19 protein-coding genes are annotated in these 22656 nt (G+C 66.4%); 11 read left to right on the top strand and 8 right to left on the bottom strand.

Annotated elements, in window-relative coordinates; all coding sequences use genetic code 11:
• Positions 1-98: 98 nt before the first annotated feature.
• Entirely contained in the window at positions 99-1700 is a 1602-nt protein-coding gene (locus tag G6035_RS04720) for an LCP family protein (RefSeq protein ID WP_176615919.1), read from the top strand.
• 177 nt (positions 1701-1877) lie between these two features.
• On the opposite strand, the gene G6035_RS04725 is transcribed toward G6035_RS04720, so the two are convergent.
• On the bottom strand, positions 1878-3836 hold the full coding sequence (locus tag G6035_RS04725; protein WP_371130843.1) for a M13 family metallopeptidase: 1959 nt from the start codon (positions 3834-3836) through the stop codon (positions 1878-1880).
• Positions 3837-4115: 279 nt separating this feature from the next.
• On the opposite strand from G6035_RS04725, the gene leuA reads away from it, so the two are divergent.
• The 3 genes from leuA (at position 4116) to G6035_RS04740 (ending at position 7514) form a co-directional block, all read left to right on the top strand.
• Entirely contained in the window at positions 4116-5855 is a 1740-nt protein-coding gene (gene leuA, locus G6035_RS04730; protein ID WP_176615920.1) for a 2-isopropylmalate synthase, read from the top strand.
• An 84-nt stretch (positions 5856-5939) separates the two neighbouring features.
• Positions 5940-6692, top strand: coding sequence for a DNA repair protein RecO (gene recO / locus G6035_RS04735; RefSeq protein WP_176615921.1), 753 nt, complete (start codon positions 5940-5942; stop codon positions 6690-6692).
• Entirely contained in the window at positions 6693-7514 is an 822-nt protein-coding gene (locus G6035_RS04740; protein WP_176615922.1) for an isoprenyl transferase, read from the top strand.
• Between the two features lie 24 nt (positions 7515-7538).
• Here G6035_RS04740 and G6035_RS04745 read toward each other — a convergent pair whose 3' ends face one another.
• On the bottom strand, positions 7539-8555 hold the full coding sequence (locus G6035_RS04745) for an alpha/beta hydrolase (protein ID WP_371130844.1): 1017 nt from the start codon (positions 8553-8555) through the stop codon (positions 7539-7541).
• Positions 8552-10225 (bottom strand): FAD-binding dehydrogenase, encoded by a 1674-nt coding sequence (locus G6035_RS04750; protein WP_176615923.1) that lies wholly within the window; start codon positions 10223-10225, stop codon positions 8552-8554. The genes G6035_RS04745 and G6035_RS04750 overlap by 4 nt, the downstream gene beginning before the upstream one ends.
• A gap of 86 nt (positions 10226-10311) precedes the next feature.
• On the opposite strand from G6035_RS04750, the gene G6035_RS04755 reads away from it, so the two are divergent.
• A complete protein-coding gene (locus tag G6035_RS04755) occupies positions 10312-11379 on the top strand; it encodes a quinone-dependent dihydroorotate dehydrogenase (protein ID WP_176615924.1) in 1068 nt (355 codons plus the stop codon).
• A 147-nt stretch (positions 11380-11526) separates the two neighbouring features.
• Here G6035_RS04755 and G6035_RS04760 read toward each other — a convergent pair whose 3' ends face one another.
• Positions 11527-12531, bottom strand: a complete 1005-nt coding sequence (locus G6035_RS04760) for an aldo/keto reductase family protein (RefSeq protein WP_176615925.1) — start codon at positions 12529-12531, stop codon at positions 11527-11529.
• Positions 12532-12671: 140 nt separating this feature from the next.
• Positions 12672-13274, bottom strand: coding sequence for a DUF3043 domain-containing protein (locus tag G6035_RS04765; RefSeq protein WP_256883483.1), 603 nt, complete (start codon positions 13272-13274; stop codon positions 12672-12674).
• A gap of 72 nt (positions 13275-13346) precedes the next feature.
• Between G6035_RS04765 and G6035_RS04770 the strand changes: the two genes are divergently transcribed.
• The 5 genes from G6035_RS04770 to G6035_RS04790 all read left to right on the top strand — a co-directional run bounded on the left by G6035_RS04770 (position 13347) and on the right by G6035_RS04790 (position 18448).
• Positions 13347-14771 carry a dipeptidase gene (locus tag G6035_RS04770; RefSeq protein WP_176615927.1) on the top strand — a complete coding sequence of 475 codons (1425 nt, stop codon included), beginning with the start codon at positions 13347-13349 and terminating at the stop codon, positions 14769-14771.
• 122 nt (positions 14772-14893) lie between these two features.
• Entirely contained in the window at positions 14894-15277 is a 384-nt protein-coding gene (locus G6035_RS04775; RefSeq protein WP_176615928.1) for an iron-sulfur cluster assembly accessory protein, read from the top strand.
• Between the two features lie 182 nt (positions 15278-15459).
• A complete protein-coding gene (gene coxB, locus G6035_RS04780; RefSeq protein WP_176615929.1) occupies positions 15460-16329 on the top strand; it encodes a cytochrome c oxidase subunit II in 870 nt (289 codons plus the stop codon).
• A 65-nt stretch (positions 16330-16394) separates the two neighbouring features.
• Positions 16395-18050 carry a cytochrome c oxidase subunit I gene (ctaD, locus tag G6035_RS04785; RefSeq protein WP_371130853.1) on the top strand — a complete coding sequence of 552 codons (1656 nt, stop codon included), beginning with the start codon at positions 16395-16397 and terminating at the stop codon, positions 18048-18050.
• Positions 18047-18448, top strand: coding sequence for a cytochrome c oxidase subunit 4 (locus G6035_RS04790; protein ID WP_176615931.1), 402 nt, complete (start codon positions 18047-18049; stop codon positions 18446-18448). The genes ctaD and G6035_RS04790 overlap by 4 nt, the downstream gene beginning before the upstream one ends.
• A 177-nt stretch (positions 18449-18625) precedes the next feature.
• Here G6035_RS04790 and G6035_RS04795 read toward each other — a convergent pair whose 3' ends face one another.
• A complete protein-coding gene (locus G6035_RS04795; protein WP_176615932.1) occupies positions 18626-18928 on the bottom strand; it encodes an HPr family phosphocarrier protein in 303 nt (100 codons plus the stop codon).
• An 80-nt stretch (positions 18929-19008) separates the two neighbouring features.
• On the opposite strand from G6035_RS04795, the gene G6035_RS04800 reads away from it, so the two are divergent.
• The gene (locus G6035_RS04800) at positions 19009-19788 is read left to right on the top strand and encodes a GntR family transcriptional regulator (protein WP_176615933.1); all 780 of its coding nucleotides are present in this window, start codon (positions 19009-19011) and stop codon (positions 19786-19788) included.
• Between the two features lie 147 nt (positions 19789-19935).
• On the opposite strand, the gene G6035_RS04805 is transcribed toward G6035_RS04800, so the two are convergent.
• Together G6035_RS04805 and G6035_RS04810 are read right to left on the bottom strand one after the other, a co-directional pair.
• On the bottom strand, positions 19936-21612 hold the full coding sequence (locus G6035_RS04805; protein WP_176615934.1) for a cytochrome bc complex cytochrome b subunit: 1677 nt from the start codon (positions 21610-21612) through the stop codon (positions 19936-19938).
• A 2-nt stretch (positions 21613-21614) separates the two neighbouring features.
• Positions 21615-22643 carry a ubiquinol-cytochrome c reductase iron-sulfur subunit gene (locus G6035_RS04810; protein WP_176615935.1) on the bottom strand — a complete coding sequence of 343 codons (1029 nt, stop codon included), beginning with the start codon at positions 22641-22643 and terminating at the stop codon, positions 21615-21617.
• Positions 22644-22656 lie beyond the last annotated feature (13 nt).

Consider the following 22656-nt stretch of genomic DNA (forward strand, 5'->3'; position numbering starts at 1 on the left):
GCGCGGGCCCGGGAGGGCACCGGGACTTCTTTGCGATTGTTCCCAGTCTTGCCCGGTAAACTCGATCGAGTTCCCCATCCGCAGTGAAAGGTTCATCAATGGCGAGACGCCGCGCCAATTCACCGGCAGCCAAGGCTGCCGGCGCGACCCCCCGGGGGGCCGTGGCCGACGGATCACCCATCGGCCGGCACTTCACGCCGCGGCACAAGGCCCCGCTGTGGCTGAAGATTGCTGCCGTGTGCGTTTCGGGCGTGCTGGTGCTGGTGCTGGGCACGGCCGGCGTGCTGGTCATGAAGCTGCAGCAAAACGTCACCACCTCCCCGCTCAATGCCGGGCTGGAAAACGGCGGCAAGAAGCCCGCGGAGGATTCCGGCTCGCTGCAGGTGTTGATCCTGGGCACCGACACCCGTGCCGGGAAGAACAGCGAATACGGCACCGCCGCGGACTCCAGCGGCCCGGGCCACTCCGACGTCATGCTCCTGATGAACATTTCCGCGGACAATTCCCAGGTGTCGGTCACCAGCTTCCCCCGCGACCTCATGGTCCCCATTCCGGACTGCAAGTCGCCCACAACCGGCCAGATCGTGCCGGGCCAGGCGATGGGCCAGCTGAACGCGGCCCTGGCCGAAGGCCCCGGCTGCACCGTGGCAGCCATCAATCAGCTGACCGGGTTGACCATTGACCACTTCATGCTCGCCGACTTCACGGCCGTCAAGGAGCTCTCCAACGCGCTGGGCGGCGTTGAGGTCTGTGTCAACCACGCCATGTACGACGTCAACGGCTCCTTCCTGAAGCTGCCGGCCGGCAAGAGCCTGGTCAAGGGCGAACAGGCCCTGGCCTTCCTGCGCACGCGCCACGCCTTCGGCGACTCCAGCGACCTGGCCCGGATCAAGGCCCAGCAGTACTTCCTCGGTTCCATGGTGCGCAAGGTCAAGGAGGAAGGCACCCTGACCAACCTGCCCAAGCTGTACCAGCTGGCAGACGTCGTCACCAAGAACCTGACCATCGACGAGGGACTGGCCAACATCCCTGCCATGGTGGGGATCGCCACGAGGCTCTCCAAGATCAATCTCGCCAACGTGTCGTTCGTCACCGTGCCCAACGAGCCTTACGTCTCGGACCCCAACCGGGTGCAGCTCAAGGAGCCAGCCGCCGGGCAGTTCTTCGCCGCCCTGCGGCATGACACCGCACTGACCCGGGCGCCGGCGAAGGCCACCCCGAGTTCCGCCGCCCCCTCCGCCAAACCGTCGACGCCGGCCGCGGCGGGGACGGCCGGTGCTGCGCCCACCACTACCACGCAGACGCCCACGAAGGCGGCCTACGACAAGGCGTTGCAGCCCATCAGCGTGGCCAACGCCTCAGCGATCGTCGGACGGGCCACGGAAGTGCTGGCCAGCCTTGCTTCCAGCGGATTCACGAATTCCTGGTCCGCGGGGGACGTCGCGCCCGAGAACGAGACCAAGGTCCTCTACGGACCCGACATGTCCGACGTGGCCGCCGATGTTGCCAAGCTGTTCCACATTCCTGCCACCGCAGTGCAGTCCGACCCCTCCATTTCCGGCGTGCAGCTGGTCATCGGAACCGACTGGACCAGTGGGACGGACTTTGGCAGGATCGTGGTCCCGAAGGACATTGTCGCCAGCACCGCAGATCAAAGCGGCGGCTGCCTGACGGTCAACCCGCTCTACTACACCAAGTAGCGCAGGCGCCCTGGCGGTGGCGTTGGCTGTGGCAGGGACGGCTTTCCCTCGGCTGCTATCCGACGCGTCGGCCGCGGGCGGCCTTTGGCGTCTCCTTTACGCGGCCTACGGAAACGCCGTCCCGGCCACCCCGTCGGCGTTGGCTGTGGCAGGGATTGCCGCCACCGCCGGCGGCTGCTACCAGATGCTGACGCGCTCTTCGGGCTCCAGCCACAGTCCGTCGCCGGCGGACGTGGCGAAGGCTTCGTGGAAGGCGTCGAGGTTGCGCACCACGGCGTTGCACCGCCACTCGGCGGGGGAGTGGGGGTCGACGGCGAGGCGGCGCACCGCCTCCTCGGGGCGGATCTTCGTGCGCCAGCACCCGGCCCAGGAGAAGAAGAACCGTTGGGCGGCGCTGAGCCCGTCAATGCCGGGCGGCACCGCCCCGTCAAGGCTGAGGTGGTAGGCCTTGTAGCCGATGGCGAGCCCGCCCAGGTCGCCGATGTTCTCGCCGAGGGTCAGCTCGCCGTTGACGTGACGGTCCGGGGCGGCCGACGGCGAGAGCGCGTTGTACTGCTTGACGAGTTTCGCCGTCAGTGCCTCGAAGGCGCTGCGGTCCGTGTCGGTCCACCAGTTCCGCAAGGCGCCGGTGCCGTCGAACTGGGAACCCTGGTCGTCGAAGCCGTGGCCGATCTCGTGCCCGATCACCGCACCGATGCCGCCGTAGTTGGCGGCATCGTCGGCGTCCGCGTCAAAGAACGGCGGCTGCAGGATGGCGGCCGGGAACACCACCTCGTTCATGGTGGGGTTGTAGTAGGCGTTCACGGTCTGGGGCGTCATGAACCACTCCTCGCGGTCAACCGGCGCCCCGATCTTGGCCAGCTGGCGGGCCAGCTCAAAGGCATTGCTCCGCTCGATGTTGCCGATCAGGTCTCCCGGCACAATCTTCAGGGTGGAGTAGTCGCGCCACTTGGACGGGTAGCCGATCTTGGGCACGAACGCGTCCAACTTCGCAAGTGCCTTTTCGATTGTCTCCCGGCTCATCCAGCCCAGTGCGGAGATGCTTTGGCGGTAGGCCTCGATGAGGTTTGCCACCAGCACCTCCATGCGCGCCTTGTGGGCTTCGGGGAAGTGTTCGGCCACATACAGCTGGCCCACCGCCTCGCCCAGGGCCCCCTCGACCAGGGCCACCCCGCGCTTCCAGCGGTCCCGGATGGCGGGCGTCCCGGTCAGGGTGGTGCCGTGGAAGGCAAAGTTTTCATCCACAAAGGCCTTCGACAAATAAGGGGCTGCCCCGGCGATCGTGCGCATCGCCAGCCATGCCTTCCAGTCCTCGAGCCGATCCTCGACCAGGAGCGGGGCCTGGCCGCGGAAAAATTCCGGCGTGGCAACGACGAGTTCGGCGCTTTGGGCGGCCGTGACGCCGAGGGCCTCGAGCCACAGTTCCAGGGCCGGCAGCAACTCCAGGGCGTCGCGCTTGTCCATGAGGTTATATGTTTTCTGGGGGTCCCGCAGCGTCACCTTGTCCCAGTGCGTGGCGGCAATCTCGGTCTCCAGCGCCATGACCCGTGTGGCCTTGGCTGCGGGCTCGGCGATTCCGGCAAGGGCCAGCATGGCCTGGACGTGCGCCACGTAGGCGGTGCGGACGTCGGCAAACTTTTCGTCGCGGTAATAGGACTCGTCCGGCAGGCCCAGCCCCGACTGGAACAGGTGGAGCAGCGAGCGCTCGGGATTGCCGGCGTCGTTGTTGACGTAGGCGCCGAACAGGCCGTCCCCGCCCCGGCGGTCCAGCTCACCCATCAAGGTCACGACGGCGGCAATCGAATCTGCGCCGTCCACCGCCTTGAGCCTGGGGGCGAGCGGTGCGGCCCCCGCCGCCTCCACGGCCTCCTCGTCCATGAAGTCCGAGTAGAGGTCGCCGATCCTGGCCTCGTTGCCCCCGGCCGTGGCGCCCGGCTGCGCCGCGGCGGCCCGTTCAATGATGGCCCGGACAGCGGCCTCGGACTCGTCGTGCAGGGCGTTGAAGGTGCCGCTGAGGGCGCGGTCCGCCGGAATGACCTCGGCAGCCAGCCACTTGCCGTTGACATGGGCATACAGGTCGTCCTGCGGCCGGATGCCGAGGTCCATGTCGTCCTGGTTGACGCCGGAATGTGTCACAGTAATCTCTCCCCTTGGAATGGTGGGTGCGATTCCCGCCCGGGCGGGCCGCGCGGATGGCACGTTACTGGCCCCAAATGCACAATTGGTGGGCCCTTTCACCATCATCCTACTGGCGTGCTAACCTAAAAATGTGCGCACTGGAATGCTCCTTCTTAGCTGCCGCGGCGAGGCCCAAACCACGTTGACCTGATCAACTTGGCAGTGGCCGCCCTCGCTGCGGTGTTTGTGGTGCCCGGCCCAGCCTCCAAAAGTTGAACAAGATTAAGGTCACCTCCCATGCGAAACGCACAAAAAACCTCCGGCATGCCTGTCCACCGCTACGTGCCGTTCCAGGACCAGATTTCGGTGAGCCTGCCGGACCGCACCTGGCCGGACAAGGTCATCACGAAGGCCCCGCGTTGGTGCGCTGTGGACCTGCGGGACGGCAACCAGGCACTCATCGACCCCATGAGCCCGGGCCGGAAAATGAAGATGTTCCAGTTGCTCGTCAAAATGGGCTACAAGGAAATTGAGGTTGGCTTCCCCTCGGCCTCCCAGACCGACTACGACTTTGTGCGCCAGCTCATTGAAGGCGGCCACATCCCTGATGACGTCACCATCCAGGTCCTGACACAGGCGCGCGAACACCTGATCGAGCGGACCTACGCGGCGCTGGCCGGCGCCAGGCAGGCCATTGTGCACCTCTACAATTCCACCTCGGTGCTCCAGCGCCGGGTGGTCTTCAACCAGGACGAGGACGGCATCTTGGACATCGCGCTGCAGGGCGCCCGGCTGTGCAAAAAGTACGAGGAATCCCTGGCGGACACCCACATCACCTACGAATATTCCCCGGAGTCCTTCACCGGCACGGAACCGGAGTACGCACTGCGGGTGTGCAACGCGATCGCCGACATCTTTGAGGCCTCCGAAGACCGCCAGGTGATCATCAACCTGCCCGCCACCGTGGAAATGGCCACCCCCAACGTCTATGCAGACACCATCGAGTGGATGAGCCGGAACCTGCACCCGCGGGAGGGCATCATCCTCTCCCTGCACCCCCACAACGACCGTGGCACCGGCGTTGCCGCCGCGGAGCTGGGCTACATGGCCGGCGCGGACCGGATCGAGGGCTGCCTGTTCGGCAACGGTGAGCGCACCGGCAACGTGGACCTGGTCACCCTGGGGCTGAACATGTTCACCCAGGGAATCGACCCCATGATCGACTTCTCCAACATTGACGAGGTCCGGCGGACGGTTGAATACTGCAACCAGCTGCCGGTGGCCGAACGGACCCCTTACGGCGGCGACCTGGTGTTCACGGCCTTCTCCGGTTCGCACCAGGACGCGATCAAGAAGGGCCTGGAGGCACTCGAGGCGGACGCCGCCGCGGCCGGCAGTCCCGTCTCCGACCACACCTGGGCCGTGCCCTACCTGCCGGTGGACCCCAAGGACCTGGGCCGCAGCTACGAGGCCGTGATCCGGGTCAACTCGCAGTCCGGCAAGGGCGGCGTGGCGTACCTGCTGAAAAACGAACACAACCTCGACCTGCCGCGGCGCGCCCAAATCGAATTCTCCGGTGTCATCCAAAAGCGCACCGACACGGTGGGCGGCGAGGTCAGCGGCAGCGAGCTGTGGAGCATCTTCACCGACGAGTACCTGCCCGCCGAGGTCTCCGATGACGCCTGGGGCCGGTACCGCATCGGGCCCTTCACCACTTCCACCGACGACGACGGCGAAATGACGCTGGTTGCCAACATGATGATCGACGGGACGAAGAGCCAGCGCACCGGCACCGGCAACGGTCCCATCGCCGCCCTGCTGGCCATCCTCGGGGAGGACGGCGTGGACGTGCGCGTCCTCGACTACTCGGAGCACGCCCTCAGCGAGGGCGGCGACGCCCGCGCGGCGGCATTCGTCGAATGTGCCGTGGGGGAGCGCGTGCTGTGGGGTGTCGGCGTTGACGCCAACACCTCCACCTCGTCCCTGAAGGCCGTCATCTCCGCCGTCAACCGGGCCGTGCGCGACGCCAACGCGTAGGGACGGCTGACGACGCCCGGCGCCTTGTGCAGGCGCCGGGCGTGGGAGGGCGGCAGGCGCCCCGGCAGGTGGAAGAATGTAGGGGTGTCCAATCAATCGTTCGCCACGCGCACCTACCGGGATGACGCCGTGATCCTGCGCACCCACAAACTGGGCGAGGCAGACAGGATCATCACCCTGCTGACCCACCGGCACGGCCAGCTGCGCGCCGTGGCACGCGGGGTGCGCCGCACCAGCAGCAAGTTCGGGGCGCGGCTGGAACCGTTCATGGTGGCCGACCTCCAGCTGGTCAAGGGCCGCACTTTGGACATCGTCACCCAGGCCGTGGCGAAGGCCAGCTACGGGGACGCCATCGCAGCCAACTATGACCGCTATGTGGTGGCCGCCGCCATGGCGGAAACGGCGGAGCGGCTCACCGACGTCGACGGTGAAACCTCCAGCGCACACTACCTGCTGTTGGTGGGGGCCCTGGCCGCACTGAGCCGTGGCGCCCATGCACCGGAACTGATCCTGGATTCCTACCTGCTGCGGGCCGTGTCGATTGCCGGCTGGGCGCCGAGCTTCGGTGACTGCGCCCGGTGCGGGGAGCCCGGCCCCCACGGTTCATTCAACGCGTCGCTGGGCGGGGCCGTGTGCCCCGATTGCCGGCCGCCGGGCTCACCGGCGCCGGCACCGCAGACCATGTCGCTGCTCGCGAGCCTGCTCAGCGGCGACTGGGCCGGGGCGGACGCCTCAGCAATCATTCACCGCCGCGAGGCAGCCGGCCTGGTCGCCGCCTATGTCCAGTGGCACCTGGAGCGCACCGTGCGCTCCCTTAAACTTGTGGAGCGTGTGTAGATGCCCAGGGCAGGACAACCCGGCAGGAACGGCAACGGAAGCCCTGCCGTGAAGGCACCCTGGCCGCACCCCTCCGGCGCCGTCATGCCGGACATCCCGGCAGCGCTCATTCCCCGCCATGTGGCCATTGTCATGGACGGCAACGGCCGCTGGGCCAACCTGCGCGGGCTGCCGAGAATCGAAGGGCACAAGGCCGGCGAACCTGCACTGCTGGACGTCATGGCCGGGGCCATTGAAATGGGCATCAAATACGTCAGCGTGTACGCCTTCTCGACGGAAAACTGGAAACGGTCCCCGGAAGAGGTCCGCTTCCTGATGGGTTTTAACAAGGACGTATTAAGGCGCCAGCGGGACCAGCTGGACGAATGGGGCGTGCGGATCCGCTGGGCCGGCCGCAAGCCCCGGCTCTGGGGCTCGGTCATCAAGGAACTGCAGGTGGCCGAGGAACGTACCAGGCACAACAGCACCATTACGTTGACCATGTGTGTTAATTACGGCGGGCGCGCGGAGATCGCCGACGCGGTGGCTGCCCTTGCCGCGGATGTCGCCGCCGGAAAGGTCAGCCCGAAGTCCATCACGGAACGCAGCATCCACAAGTACCTCTACGTGCCGGACATGCCGGACGTGGACCTTTTCCTGCGTTCCAGCGGCGAGCAGAGGCTCTCCAACTTCCTGCTGTGGCAGAGCGCCTATGCCGAATTTGTCTTCATGGACACCTTGTGGCCGGACGTCGACCGACGCACCCTCTGGGCCGCAGTGGACGAGTATGCCCGGCGCGACCGGCGGTACGGCGGCGCCGTGGATGCCGCGGCGAAGGCCTAGCACGGCGGTTATGGCACGCTTGTGCTATGCGTGTCCAGGCGGCCCGTAGCCGCGCAGCCAGCGGTCCAACCGGTGGTAGGCGTCCCGGCGCACCTCCCCGCCGGAGAGAAACACTTCATGCAGCGCGCCGTCGACCCGTTCGACGCTGACGCTGGTGCCAAGCGATACGGCGCGCAGGGCGAGCGCACGGACATCCAGCACCACGTCGGCACGCAGCATGGCCCCGTTCCACACCGGACCGAGCATGCTGCGCGAGGAGAGCATCACCAGCACGGGCATGGGCAGGCCCAACCCGGCGGCAACCCTCCGCTGGGCAGCGAGGATGGCCCGCATCCAGCCGGCCCGGACGGGGAAGGCCTGGGGCGGGCGCAGCGTCCTGTCCACGGGCCAGTCGCCGTACGCTTCGTCGCTGATGCCGCGCCAGTAAAACGTCCGTTCCGGCACGCGCATGCGGGTCAGCGGGCGCAGGTCCGCCACCGGCCGCACCAGGGGGGTGGCGGCGCGCCGGATGGCCGCCCCGCCCTGGATTTCCAGCCACGGGCTGTTCAGGACCAGCTGCCCGACGTTCGCTGGAAACTTCTGCGCCCACAGGGCCGCGACCAGTCCGCCGGTGGAATGGCCCATGAGCAGGAGTGGGAAGGCACCGCCGGCAACCCCGGCTGCGGACCGGATGGTGCTGTGCGCAAGCGTGATCTCGTCGTCATAGTCCGCCAGGTCGTCAACGTAGCCGCCCAGGTCGTGGCTGACCAGGCTGCGGCCGTGGTTGTGCAGGTCCAGGGCGTAGAAGTCATAGCCGCGGGTGGTGAAGAATTCCGCCAGGCCGGTGTTGTAAAAGTAGTCGCTCCAGCCGTGGATGTACAGGACGGAAGGGCGGGGAGTGCGCGTCGCGGTCCGGGCTGCCGCACCCGCCGGTACCACGGGGCGGTGCCGCACCAGGGTGGCCTGGCGCGGCGTGCCGTCGGGTCGTGGCACGTCCAGCGGCAGGGCGGCGTAGTCCGGCCCCAGGATGTCCGGCATCCAGCCGTCTGCAGTGGCGCTCACGACGACGTGGCCGCCGCGGCGCCGCGTCCGGCGCTCCGCCCCGAGAACAGGCAGCCGCCCAGAAAGGTCCCTTCCAGGGCCCGGTAGCCGTGGAGGCCGCCGCCGCCGAACCCGGCCGCCTCGCCCGCGGCGAAGAGCCCGGCGATGGGCCGGCCGTCGTCGTCCAGCACCTGGGAAGCCAGGTCCGTCTGGAGCCCGCCCAGGCTTTTGCGGGTCAGGGTGGAAAGACGCACCGCAATCAAGGGTCCGTGTTCGGGGGCCAGCAGCGGATGCGGCGGCACCACACGCATGAGCCGGTCCGTGGCGAAGCGGCGTGCCTCCCGGATGGCATTGAGCTGGGAGTCCTTGCCCAGGCCGCTGGTGACCTGCCGGTCCCGTGCCGCCAGCGTTTCGTAAAGGCCCTGCGGGTCAACCAGGTCCTCACCGATGAGGCCGTTCATCCCCGCCGCCAACTCCTGGGCGGTTGTTGCCTGGAGGAAGTCGATCCCTGCGTCAAGGAACCGTTGCACCGGCCCGGCGGCACCGGGGAGGGCCCGCTTGGCCAGCAGTTTGACGTCCCGGCCGGTCAGGTCCGGGTTGTCCGCTGAACCGGACAGCGCAAACTCCTTGCCGAGGATGGTCTTGTTCAGCACAAACCAGGAATGGTCCCAACCGGTCGTGCCCAGGTGACGGAGCGTGCCCAGGGTGTCAAAGCCGGGAAACAAGGGGACGGGAAGCCTCCGGCCGGTTGCGTCGAGCCACAGCGGCGACGGTCCGGACAGGATGCGGACGCCGTGGTTGGGCCAGACCGGGTCAGGGTCGTGGATGCCTTCAGGGTAATGCCACATCCGGTCCGTATTGACCAGGCGGCCGCCTGCCGCGGCCACGGCCTGCTGGAACCGGCCGTCCACCGAGGCCGGGACGCCGGAGAGCATGTGGCGGGGACTTGCCGTGCCGGGCCATTGGCGGCGCACCATGGCGTGGTTGCCGCCGATGCCCCCGCTGGTGGCCACGACGGCCCCGGCGGTGGCCGTGAAGGATCCCGCCACCTCCCGGCTGCTCGCCCCGCCCCGCCCGGCGGGGGAGGGCACCAGGACGTCGCCGCGCACCCCGGTGACGCGCCCGGCGTCGACCGTCAACGCCACGGCCCGGTGGCGGAAGGCCAGCTGGACGCGGCCTGCGGCGACCCCCTCGGCCACCTTGGCCAGGAAGGGCTCCAGGATGCCCGGCCCGGTGCCCCAGACCACGTGGAAGCGGGGGACGGAGTTGCCGTGGCCCTGGGCGTCGTAGCCGCCGCGCTCGGCCCATTGGACGAGCGGAAAGAAGCGCACGCCCAGCGAGTGCAGCCAGGCACGCTTTTCCCCGGCCGCAAAGTTGACGTAGGCCTGCGCCCACTGGCGGGCCCAATGGTCCTCGGGGCGGTCAAAGGCGGCGGAGCCCAGCCAGTCGGACAGGGCCAGTTCCGCCGTGTCCTTCACGCCCAGCCGGCGCTGCTCGGGTGAGTCCACCAGGAACAGCCCGCCCAGGGCCCAGTGCGCCTGCCCGCCCAGGGACGCTTCCGGTTCCTGGTCCAGCACCAGCACCCGGCGTCCGGCGTTGTAGGCCTCGGCCGCGCAGACCAGCCCGGACAGCCCGGCACCCACCACCACAACATCGGCGTGGAACGTGGACTCAACGCCATTGCTTTCCATCCCGCCATGCTAGCGCCTGGCGCGCCGGCATGACGCGCAGGGCCGGACGTTTTGCAGATGCGCCCGCGAGACGGAAAACTGGTGGCATGCGCATATACCCCACTTTTTTTCGGCTCTGCTTTTCCTGGATGGACGCCGAACGGGCGCACAAGATCGGTTTCACGCTGATCAAGGCCGCGCACCGCGTTGGCGCAGGCGCCGTGCTGCGGCGCATGTTCGCCCCGCCCCCGTCGCTGCAGACCACCGCCTTCGGGCTCACCTTTCCCACCCCGTTCGGCCTGGCCGCCGGCTTCGACAAGGAAGGCAAGGGCATCAACGCCCTGGCCAACCTCGGGTTCGGCCACATCGAGGTCGGCACCATCACCGGCCGCCCGCAGCCCGGGAACCCGCAGCCGCGCCTGTTCCGGCTCGTGGAGGACCGGGCCGTCATCAACCGCATGGGCTTCAACAACGACGGCGCCGCGGCCGTGGCGCCGCGCCTCGCCAGGGCGCTGGCCGAGCTGGGCGGCAGCTATCCGGCGGTGCGCCCCGTGGTGGGGGTGAACATTGGCAAGACCAAGGCCGTGGAGCTGGACGACGCGGTGGCCGACTACCTCGTCAGTGCCCGCACCCTGGCGCCGTCCGCCGACTACCTGGTGGTCAATGTCAGTTCCCCAAACACGCCAGGGCTGCGCCTGCTGCAAAACGTCGAAACGCTGCGTCCGTTGTTGTCCGGCGTACGTGAGGCGGCGGACTCCGCGGCGGGACGGCACGTGCCCTTGCTGGTCAAGATTGCCCCCGACCTTTCCGATGCGGACGTGGCCGAGGTTGCGGCGCTGGCACTGGACCTGGGCCTCGACGGGATCATCTGCACCAACACCACCATCAGCCGCGATGGCCTGGCCAGCCCGGCGGCCCTGGTGGAGGCAAAGGGCGCCGGCGGGCTGTCCGGCGCGCCGCTGAAGGCGCGGTCCTTGGACGTTCTCCGCCAGCTGAAGGCCGCCGTGGGGGACCGGCTGGTCCTGGTCTCGGTGGGCGGGGTGGAAACCGGCACCGAAGTGCAGGAGCGCCTCGATGCCGGTGCCACGCTGGTCCAGGGCTACACGGCATTCCTGTACGAGGGCCCGTTCTGGGCGGCCCGCATCAACAAGGAACTCGCGGCGCTGCGGCGGTAGCGGCGCCGAAAAGCGAAGGCCTGGCCCGGAGCTGGGAATCCCGGAGCGAGGATGGATTTTGCACGCGAGGCACGAGCGGCAAAATCCTACCGCGAGCGAGGGATTCCCAGCTCCGGGGCCGGGCCGTTTTTGGCATCAGGCTTGGCGTCAGGCCGGGCGCGAGGCCGGGCTGACCGTCTGGGCGGGGTCGTTGATGATGCTGGGGGCCAGTGCCGCATCAATGGCGGCCATGAGCTCCGCCGGGATCTTCACGCCGGAGGCCTTCACGTTCTCCGCCACCTGTTCGGGCCGTGAGGCACCCACGAGCGCCGTGGCCACGTTGTCGTTCTGCAGCACCCAGGCGATGGCCAGCTGCGCCATTGACAGTCCCAGTTCCTCGGCAACCGGACGCAGTTTCTGCACGTTCTCCAGGATGGCGTCGTCCAGGTAACGGCTGATCGTGGACTTGCCGCCGTGCTCGTCCGTGGCGCGGGAACCGGCGGGCGCGGGCTGCCCCGGGAGGTACTTGCCGGAGAGCATGCCCTGGGCCATCGGCGACCACACCACCTGGGACATGCCCAGTTCCCTGGCCGCGGGGATGACCTCGGGCTCAATCACGCGCCACAGCGCGTTGTACTGCGGCTGGTTGGACACCAGTGAAAAGCCTGCCTCACGGGCCAGGGCCTGGCCGCGGCGCATCTGGTCCGCCGTCCACTCGCTGACGCCGATGTAGAGTGCCTTGCCCTGGCGCACGACGTCGGCAAAGGCGGCAATGGTCTCCTCCAACGGCGTCTCATGATCAAAGCGGTGCGCCTGGTACAGGTCCACATAGTCCATGCCCAGGCGGCGCAGCGAGCCGTTGATGCCCTCCATGATGTGCTTGCGGGAGAGCCCGGCGTCGTTGGGCCCCTTCGGCCCCACCGGCCAGTACACCTTGGTGAAGACTTCCAGGGACTCGCGGCGTTCGTTGGCCAGCGCTGCGCCAAGCACCTCTTCGGCCTTGCCGTTCGCGTAGGCGTCTGCCGTGTCGAAGGTGGTGATGCCGGCGTCGAGCGCCGCGCGCACGCAGGAGGCGGCGACGTCATTCTCCACCTGGGATCCGTGGGTCAGCCAGTTGCCGTAGGTGATTTCAGTGATTTTCAGGCCCGAACGGCCCAGGTAGCGGTATTCCATGCACCCCAGCCTAGCGGCCGAAGGGCCCCGCCAAGCGAAGCGGGCGCTGGCGGCGCTTAAAGCACGACGCCGGACCCTTCCGTGGGGAAGCGTCCGGCGCGTAGCGTGCCTGGCTGGCAGTGGCGAAGGCGGGGCAGGGGTCAGCTGGGCCATTCCCCGCGCTTGACCATGGGCTTGGGCAGGCGCAGGCGGCGGAACTGCAGCGAGCGCATCGTGCCGTACCAGACCACGCCGGAGTCGACCGTCTTGAACTTTGCCACGAGCTGGCGCTTGAGCTTGCGGGACATGAACCAGGCGTCGATGGCCACGCCGGCCACCATGACCCAGAACAGCAGGAAGATGTAGACTTGCGAACCGTTCGTGGAGGGAATGACCACCGTGAGAATGACGATCGCCAGTGCCAGGAACATGACGTATTCACCGAGGCTGAAGCGGGCGTCGACAAAGTCGCGGGCAAAGCGCTTTTGCGGTCCCTTGTCGCGGATCGGCAGGAAGCGTTCCTCGCCGGTGTCGAGGGCGCGGCGCATGCGGGCCTGCTCTTCGCGGCGGGCGTCGCGGGCAGCCTCCTTGGCTGCGGCACGGTCGTTCGGGACCAGGGGCCGCTTGCGGGCGGCCTCCCGTTCCTTACGCGAAGGCGTGGGTACGCCCTTGGCCGACTGCGGGTCCCGGGACCTGTCAATCGGCGCGGAGGGGGCAGGCGTGGCCTGCGGGTCGGGGGCTTGATCTTTCTTACGTCCAAACACCCGTAAAGGATACCCCGGAAGCGGGCCGCCCCTTGACGAAGTGCCTGCGTCCGCGGCGGTAGGCTGGCCATCATGACTGATCAAACCCTTTCCCCTTCCCATGCCGGTCCCGGCGCCGGGGTCCCCGTCGACGGGCTGCGGGCCAGCGTTGGCCGCAACTTTGCCGCCACCGTCGCCGAGCTGAAGGACCTTGTCGCCATCCCGGGCATCGCCTGGGACGCCTTTGACCCCGCCGCGCTGGACCGCAGCGCGGCGGCGGTGGCGGACCTGGTCCGCGGACTGGGCCTGGAGGACGTGCAGGTCCTGCGCGTCAACAAGGACGACGGTACGCCCGGCGGGCCCGCCGTCGTCGCCCGCAAGCGGGCCCGTCCCGGCCACCCGACCGTGGTCCTCTACGCCCACCACGACGTCCAGCCACCCGGCGACCCGGCGTTGTGGGAGACCGAGCCGTTCACGGCCGTCGAGAAGGGCGGGCGCCTCTTCGGGCGCGGTGCCGCGGACGACAAGGCCGGGATCATGGCCCACATCGGTGCCATGCGCGCGGTCCAGGAGGTGCTGGGCGCCGACTTCGGGCTCGGCGTCACCCTGTTCATTGAAGGCGAGGAGGAGGCGGGTTCGCCAACGTTCCGCACCTTCCTGCAGACCCATCGCGAGCTCCTGGCCGGCGATGTCATAGTCGTCGCCGACTCCGCCAACTGGAAGGTTGGCGTTCCGGCCCTCACCACGAGCCTCCGCGGCCTGGCCGATGGCACCGTGGAGGTCCGCGTGCTGGACCACGCCGTGCACTCCGGCATGTTTGGCGGTCCCATCCTGGATGCGCCGACGCTGCTGGCCCGCTTGATTGCCACCTTCCACGACGACGCCGGTTCCGTCGCCATCGAGGGCCTGGCCACGGGGGAGCACGCAGTCCTGGACTACCCGGAGGCGGCCTTCCGGGCCGACGCCGCCGTCGTGGACGGCGCCACCCTGGCCGGCACCGGCAGCATCACGTCCCGCCTCTGGGACAAGCCGGCCCTGTCCATCATCGGTATGGACATCCCGTCCGTGGCCATGAGTTCGAACACGCTGCTGCCGGCGGCCCGCGCGAAGGTCAGCCTGCGCCTGGCACCGGGACAGGACCCGCAGGCCGCCATGGCGGCGCTGGCCGCACATGTCCACAAGCACGCACCGTTCGGTGCCCGTGTCACCTTCACCCCGGGGGAGGCCGGCCAGCCCTTCGCCACCGACACCAGGGCCCCGGCCGCGCGGACCGCCTTGTGGGCGCTGGGAGAGTCCTGGGGCGTCCCTGCCGTGGAGAGCGGCATGGGCGGCTCCATCCCCTTCATTGCAGACCTGAACGAGGTGTTCCCGTCGGCACAGATTCTGGTCACAGGTGTGGAGGACCCCGATTCCCGGGCGCACAGCGCCAACGAATCGCTCCACCTGGGTGACTTTGAAAAGGCCATCACCGCCGAGGCGCTCCTGCTGGCCGCCATGAACAGGCCCGCTGCGGGATAGCCGCCGTTCCCGCCCGCCGTGACAGTGCGCGGGAACACAACCGGCAGGCGCTTGGTTGAAATGGTTAGCGCCCGTGCCGGGCCCGACGTAGCATGTATTTGTACCCCACGTAAGGAAATGCCATGACCGCAAATGCCCACGAAGACACCACCACTGCCGTTGATGTGGCTGAACTGCCCAGCCACGGCGTGCAGATCAGCGACGTTGCCGCCGGAAAGGTGCGCAGCCTGCTTGAACAGGAAGGCCGCACCGACCTGCGCCTGCGTGTTGCCGTGCAGCCCGGCGGTTGCTCCGGACTGATCTACCAGCTCTACTTTGACGAGCGCCTCCTGGATGGCGACGCAGTCCGTGAGTTTGACGGCGTCGAGGTGGTCATCGACAAGATGAGCGTGCCTTACCTGGATGGTGCCAGCATCGACTTTGAAGACACCATTTCCAAACAGGGCTTCACCATTGACAACCCGAACGCCGGAGGCTCCTGTGCCTGTGGCGACTCGTTCCACTAACCAAGCACTCGTACCCGATGGGGGGCCCGCCGGCGGTTTTTCGTTTTTGCTGCCGACGCACGGTGGGTTTGGTGCGCATTTGGCGCGCCATGGCGGTAAGCTCTACATCGAGTAGTAAAACCCGTTTCGCACCGCAGGTCCCAAGCCTGCCCGGTGCGCAGTAACAAGAGGAAGGGCCGTCTGTGAGTTCGCAGGACCGAACCGGCAGCCGACGCGCAAAAGTCATCCCCATAGCCGGGCTGGCCATTGCCGGAGCGTTAGCTTTGTCTGGATGTACGGCAGAGAATAAGAATGGCTGGTTGCCATCCACCCGTGAAACGACCAACCACACGGCAGGGATCATTGACCTGTGGGTCAACACCTGGATCACGGTTTTGATTATTGGCCTTATTACGTGGGGCCTGATCATCTGGTGCATCATCGCCTACCGCCGCCGCAAGGGGGCCACCGGCTTCCCCCGCCAAACCAGCTACAACCTCCCCCTGGAGGTGTTCTACGTGCTGGTGCCGCTTTTCATGGTGCTCGTGTTCTTCCACTTCACCGACGTCCAGCAGCAGTCCATCAATGCACGGGTATCCCATCCGGACCTCACCGTAGACGTCCGGGCCAAGCAATGGTCCTGGGACTTCAACTACCTGCAGGGCAGCAACGTTGCCGAGCCCGTTTACGACGTAGGCGTCCAGGCGCAGTTGGACGGCAAGACGTTCGACAAGTCGACACTTCCCACCCTGTACCTGCCGATCAACAAGAGCGTTGAACTGCAGCTCAACTCCCGTGACGTCATCCACTCCTTCTGGGTGCCGGCGTTCCTGGACAAGAAGGACGTCCTCCCCGGCGTCACCAACTACATGACACTGACGCCCACCGCCCTCGGCGAGTACGACGGCAAGTGCGCGGAGCTGTGTGGCGAGTACCACTCGGAGATGCTCTTCAACGTCAAGGTGGTTACGGAGGCTGAGTTTGAAGCCCACATGGCCTCCCTGCAGGCCAAAGGCCAGGTTGGCCATCTTGGCGGCAAGTATGACCGCAATCCGAACCAGAACCAGAAGTAGGGGGGAAGAGGAAAGTGTCTACACTCGAGTACTCGGCAGCTGAAGTCAGTTCAGCTGCTCCTAGGGTGGTCCCCGTGTCCAAGGGACGCATTGTCGTCAACTGGATTACGTCCACCGACCACAAGACGATCGGTTACATGTACCTGATCGCCTCATTTATCTTCTTCTGTCTTGGTGGCGTCATGGCGCTCATCATCCGGGCGGAGCTGTTTGAGCCCGGCATGCAGATCCTGCAGACCAAGGATCAGTACAACCAGCTGTTCACCATGCACGGCACCATCATGCTGCTCATGTTTGCCACCCCGCTCTTTGCCGGCTTCGCAAATGTGATCATGCCGCTGCAAATCGGTGCGCCTGACGTCGCATTCCCACGCCTGAACGCACTGGCCTTCTGGTTCTTCCTGTTTGGCAGCACCATTGCAGTCTCCGGCTTCATCACCCCGCAGGGTGCTGCCGCCTTCGGCTGGTTTGCCTACGCGCCGCTGTCCAACACGACGTTCAGCCCCGGTGTCGGTGGCGACTTGTGGGTGTTTGGCCTAGCCCTGTCGGGCTTTGGCACGATTCTTGGTTCGGTCAACTTCATCACCACGATCATCACCCTGCGTGCCCCCGGCATGACCATGTGGCGGATGCCCATCTTCACATGGAACACGCTCATCACGGCCATCCTGGTCCTCATGGCGTTCCCGCCGCTGGCCGCCGCCCTGTTCGCCCTGGGTGCCGACCGCCGCTTCGGGGCGCACATCTTTGATCCGGAAAATGGCGGTGCCATGCTGTGGCAGCACCTGTTCTGGTTCTTCGGCCACCCCGAGGTGTACATCATTGCCCTGCCGTTCTTCGGCATCGTGTCCGAAATTTTCCCGGTCTTCAGCCGGAAACCCGTCTTCGGCTACAAGGGCCTGGTCTTCGCCACCATTTCCATTGCGGCCCTGTCCGTGACGGTGTGGGCCCACCACATGTACGTCACCGGCCAGGTCATGCTGCCGTTCTTCTCCTTCATGACGATGCTGATCGCCGTTCCAACCGGCGTGAAGTTCTTCAACTGGATCGGCACCATGTGGCGCGGTTCGCTGACCTTTGAGACGCCCATGCTGTGGAGCCTCGGCTTCATCGTCACGTTCCTCTTCGGCGGCCTGACCGGCATCATCCTGGCCTCCCCGCCGCTGGACTTCCACGTTTCGGACACCTACTTCGTGGTGGCGCACTTCCACTACGTGGTCTTCGGCACGGTGGTGTTCGCCATGTTCGCCGGCTTCTACTTCTGGTGGCCCAAGTGGACCGGCAAGATGCTCAACGAGCGCCTGGGCAAGATCCACTTCTGGATGCTGTTCCTCGGCTTCCACGGAACGTTCCTGATCCAGCACTGGCTCGGCGTGCTGGGCATGCCCCGCCGCTACGCGGACTACATGCCGCAGGATGGCTTCACCTGGATGAACCAGTTCTCCACAATCTCCTCGTTCGTGCTTGGCGCGTCCATGATCCCATGGTTCTGGAACGTGTACATCACCTGGCGCAGTGCCAAGAAGGTTGAAGTTGACGACCCCTGGGGCTTTGGTGCCTCGCTGGAGTGGGCCACGTCCTGCCCGCCGCCGCGCCACAACTTCACGTCCCTGCCGCGCATCCGTTCCGAGCGTCCCGCACTTGACCTGCACCACCCGGAATTGGCACCGCACTACCAGCCGGCACCCGTGGCCGCGTCATCGAAGGGAGACGCCCAGTGAAGGTAGAATCCTGGCTCTTTATCCTTATCGGTCTTTTCTTCATCCCCGTCGGAACGGTGTACGGCTTCATGGTCGGCTGGCACGAACACGTCGGCTACCTGGCGCTTTACCTGCTGGCTGGCATGTGCCTGATGATCGGTGCGTATTCGTACTACACCGGCAACCGCGTCGGTCCCCGTCCTGAGGACAGGGTGGACGCTGAAGTGCACGAGGGATCCGGTGAACAGGGCCACTTCAGCCCCTGGAGCTGGTGGCCGCTGGTATTGGGGCTGGCTGCCGCGTCCGGTTTCATGGGCCTGGCAGTGGGCTGGTGGATCGTCTTTTTCGGCGCCGGCCTGGCAGTGATCGCACTGGTTGGCTGGGTGTACGAATACAGCCGCGGAGACCACGCACACTAGCCCGGGAAACAACGTCCCGCGGTGTGTGAACCCGCACAGCGACAAAGGGCCCGTCCCCCACTTGAAAGTGGGGGACGGGCCCTTTGCCTTTAATCCTGACTTTAATCCACGAACCACACCGGGGATCGGTTCCGGCGCGGGATGCTGCGGGCGGCCAGGCACCCCGGGAGGGCCTGTTCAGCGCGGATGGTTCAGGGTGGGGTCCTTGAGGTCGGTTGCCAGAAGCTCGGCGAGTCCGTCCACGGCCGCCCGGGTGGCGCCGTCGTCCTGCACCGATGCGGCGACGGAGACCACCACTTCGGTGCCGCACGCGAAGTCTGCCGTCATGACCTCCAGGAGCGAACGGCCGTCCACGGGCTCCAGGCCCTCCCTGGCAAGGGTGATTGGCAGTCCCGTTGCGTTGACGGCACGGACAAAGACCGCAGCCGGCCGTGCGTGGAGGCCCACACTGGCCGCTATGGTGGCTTTCCGGGTGTACATTGCTCGCTCCTTGGCGGTAGTTGCTTTACATATTGAGAGTAGTCGTGTTTTAGGCTGGAAATGGCCAATAAAGGAGTTTCATGGGTTACCCAGTACCGCCGGCAGCAAGCGTCCCAGGGCACCTGGAACGCGACTCGGGTGTCTCCGTGCACATCCAGCTCCGGGAGCTCTTCCGTGCCTATGTGACGGGCCTGGCGAAGGCGGGCAGCCAGCTGCCCTCCGAACGGGATCTTGCCGAGCATTTCGGCGTGGCGCGGATGACTGTCCGGCATGCCATCGAGGCATTGGTGGACGAGGAACTGCTGGACCGGGTGGTGGGGGTGGGCACGTTCGTCTCCCACGAAAAACTCGATGTCCAGGTCAAGCTGACCTCCTACTCCGAGGAGATGCAGCGCCGCGGCATGCGTCCGGCGGCGCGGACGTTGTCCTTCGAGCAGATTCCGGCCACGGCCCGTCTGGCCCGTGAGCTCCAAATGGAGGAAGGCCAGCCGGTCATCCGCTTCCGGCGGCTCCTGCTGGCCGATGAGGAGCCCATGAGCGTCGATGAGAACTTCATCCCTGCCTGGCGCGTTCCCGGAATCCTGGAGCAGGGCCCGCCCACTTCGCTGTACAACCTTTTGAGTGAGCGCTACGGGCTCGTGATCGAGTGGGGGGAGGACATTGTTGAGGCCAATGCCGCGACCCCTTCCATCGCGCGGCTGTTGAAGGTCGACGTCGGGGCTCCGGTCCTGCGCATGGAGCGCCATGCCTTCGTTTCGCAGTCGTCCGTGGACTATTCCATCTCCTTTTACCGCGCCGACCGCTACAAGCTGCGGGTGCCCCTGCAGCGCCCCGGGGTGCGCATCCGCCGCGGCTACTAGCGGGGGAGGCGGCGGGGCGTTCCAGGGGCCCTTGCGGGCCTGCGGCGCCATGTTTTCCATGGCGGCCGGCCATGCTTAAACGCGAGAGGGCGGCTCCCCTGGGGGAGCCGCCCTTCCGGACAGTCAGGCAGTGAAAGCCGTTGGTGCCTAGTAGCGGGACACCGGCTTGTGCTCTTCGGCGGACTCGATGGCCTCGTGGTGGCCGTGTCCGGCTTCCAGTTCCGCCGGGGTTGCCGGGGCAACCCGGTCCTCGAAGAAGAAACGGCTCAGTGCTGCACGCCGCTTTTCCGTCTTGGTCACAATCCCGTTTTCGTTGGGGATGCCTTCCTCGGCAACGGGTGACTCGTAGCTGACCAGCCGGTAGCGCTTGTAGTCGTCCAGCTGGGCGTGCATCTCCTGGAACTCGCCGTGCGGCAGGCGCACAATGCGGCCCGTCTCGCGGCCATGCAGGGCAATCTCACGATCCTTGCGCTGCAGCGCCAGGGCCACACGCTTGGTCACGATGAAGCCCAGGATGGGACCGGCGAAGAACAGTGCACGCAGCCAGTACGTGACGTCGTTCAGCGAGACCTGGAAGTGGGTGGCGATCAGGTCGGAGCTTGCAGCCGCCCACATGACGCAGTAGAAGATGAACCCTGACACGCCGATGGCCGTACGGGTCGGCGCGTTGCGCGGGCGGTCCAGCACGTGGTGCTCGCGGTCGTCGCGGGTGACCCAGCGTTCGATCCAGGGGTAGGTGAACAGGAGGATGAACACGATGCCGGCAGGCACCAGGGCTGGCAGCAGGATGTTGAGGCTCAGCGTGTTGACGCCCCAGGGGAGTGGGATGTTCCATTCCATCGGGATGTTGAACAACCAGCCCGGCATGAGGCGCAGGGCACCGTCGACCCAGCCGATGTACCAGTCAGGCTGGGTGCCGGCGGAGATGGGGGACGGGTCGTATGGACCGTAGTTCCAGATCGGGTTGATCGTGAACAGGGCGGCGACGAAGGCGATGATGCCGAAGATGATGAAGAAGAATCCACCGGCCTTGGCGGCGTATACCGGTCCGAGCGGGTAGCCGACCACATTGCGGTCGCTGCGTCCCGGGCCGGGGTACTGGGTGTGCTTGTGCACAACCACCATGAACAGGTGTACCGCCACAAGCAACAGGATGATGGCCGGGATCAGCATGATGTGGAACATGTAGAGCCTGCTGATGATGACGGTTCCGGGGAACTCGCCACCAAAGAGGAAGAAGGAAATGTAGGTTCCGACCACCGGGATGGCCATGATCACGCCGTCGATGATGCGCAGGCCGTTGCCGGACAGCAGGTCATCGGGAAGCGAGTAGCCGGTGAAGCCTTCAGCCATGGACATGATCAGCAGGATGCCGCCGACCACCCAGTTCAGTTCGCGCGGCTTGCGGAAGGCGCCGGTGAAGAACACGCGCAGCATGTGCACCGAGACGGCGGCCACGAAGAGCAGCGCCGACCAGTGGTGCACCTGGCGCATGAACAGCCCGCCGCGGACGTCAAAGGAGATGTTCAGGGTGGAGTCATACGCCACCGACATCTGCAGCCCCTTGAGCGGGACGTAGCTGCCGTTGTAATGCGTCTCCGCCATGGACGGGTCAAAGAAGAGCGTCAGGAAGGTGCCGGAGAGCAGCAGGATGACGAAGGTGTACAGTGCCACCTCGCCGAACATGAAGGACCAGTGGTCGGGGAAAACCTTCCGGCCAAACTCGCGAAGGATGCCGGAGCCCCCCACGCGCTGGTCAACAAAGTCGGTGATGCGGCCCGTCGAGGTCTTGGCCTTGTACGGTGATTGCGTTGCAGAACTCATGATTAGCCACGCTCCCAGAAGCTCGGTCCGACAGGTTCGTGGAAGTCGCTCTGTGCGACCAGGTAGCCTTCACTGTCCACCGTGATGGGCAGCTGGGGCAAGGGGCGGACGGCCGGGCCGAAGATCACCTTGCACTCCTGCGTCAGGTCGAACGTCGACTGGTGGCAGGGGCACAGCAGGTGGTGTGTCTGCTGCTCGTAGAGGGCCACGGGGCAACCGACGTGCGTGCAGATCTTGGAGTGGGCAACGATGCCGTTGTAGGACCAGTCCTCGCGGCCGGGAGACGGGTGCAGTTCGCTGGGATCCAGGCGGACCAGCAGCACAGCGGCCTTGGCCTTCTCTTCCAGCTTGCCCTCAGTCAGGTTGTTCAGCGACTCGGGGATGACGTGGAAAACGGAACCGTTGGTCACGTCGGCAGCCTTGATCGGCGTGCCGTCAGGGTCGCGGGCCAGGCGTTCGCCGGCCTTCCACAGGGTGTGGTGCAGGTCGTTGCCGGGCAGCGGGCCGAGATCGCGAAGGATGGCGATGGCCGGCAGCGGTGCCAGCGCCATGGCGCCGATCAGGGTGTTGCGGATCAGGGGACGGCGCTTGATGCCGGTTTCTTCAATGATGTCGTCAACGATTTGCACGGCCGCGACGCGGTCGTCTTCGGTGCGCAGGGCGTGGCGTTCCTCGGAAACTTCATGGTCGGGCATGAGGGCCCTGGCCCAATGCACGATGCCCGTTCCAATGCCCAGCATGGCGAAACCGACGCCCAGGCCCAGGAACATGTTCTGGAGTTGCAGGGTGGTCAGTGTCTGGTCCAGGCGAATGCCAAAGTAGGCAAAGAAGAAGAGCAGGGTGCCGATGACGGAAATCCCAAACAGGATTGCCACCTGGCGCTCGGCCCGCTTTGCTGCCTTGGGGTCCGTGTCAGCCAGTCGCAAACGATGTGGCGGAAGTCCCGGGTCCTGGAACTTCTCCACCTCTTCGTGACCAGCCTTAGCTACGGCGCCCGAACTGGCCGGCGTGCCGTCACTATGGTTGCCCATAATCCCCTCATCC

The organism is Arthrobacter sp. SDTb3-6, assembly GCF_013376095.1.
In the GTDB taxonomy this organism is placed as follows: domain Bacteria; phylum Actinomycetota; class Actinomycetes; order Actinomycetales; family Micrococcaceae; genus Specibacter.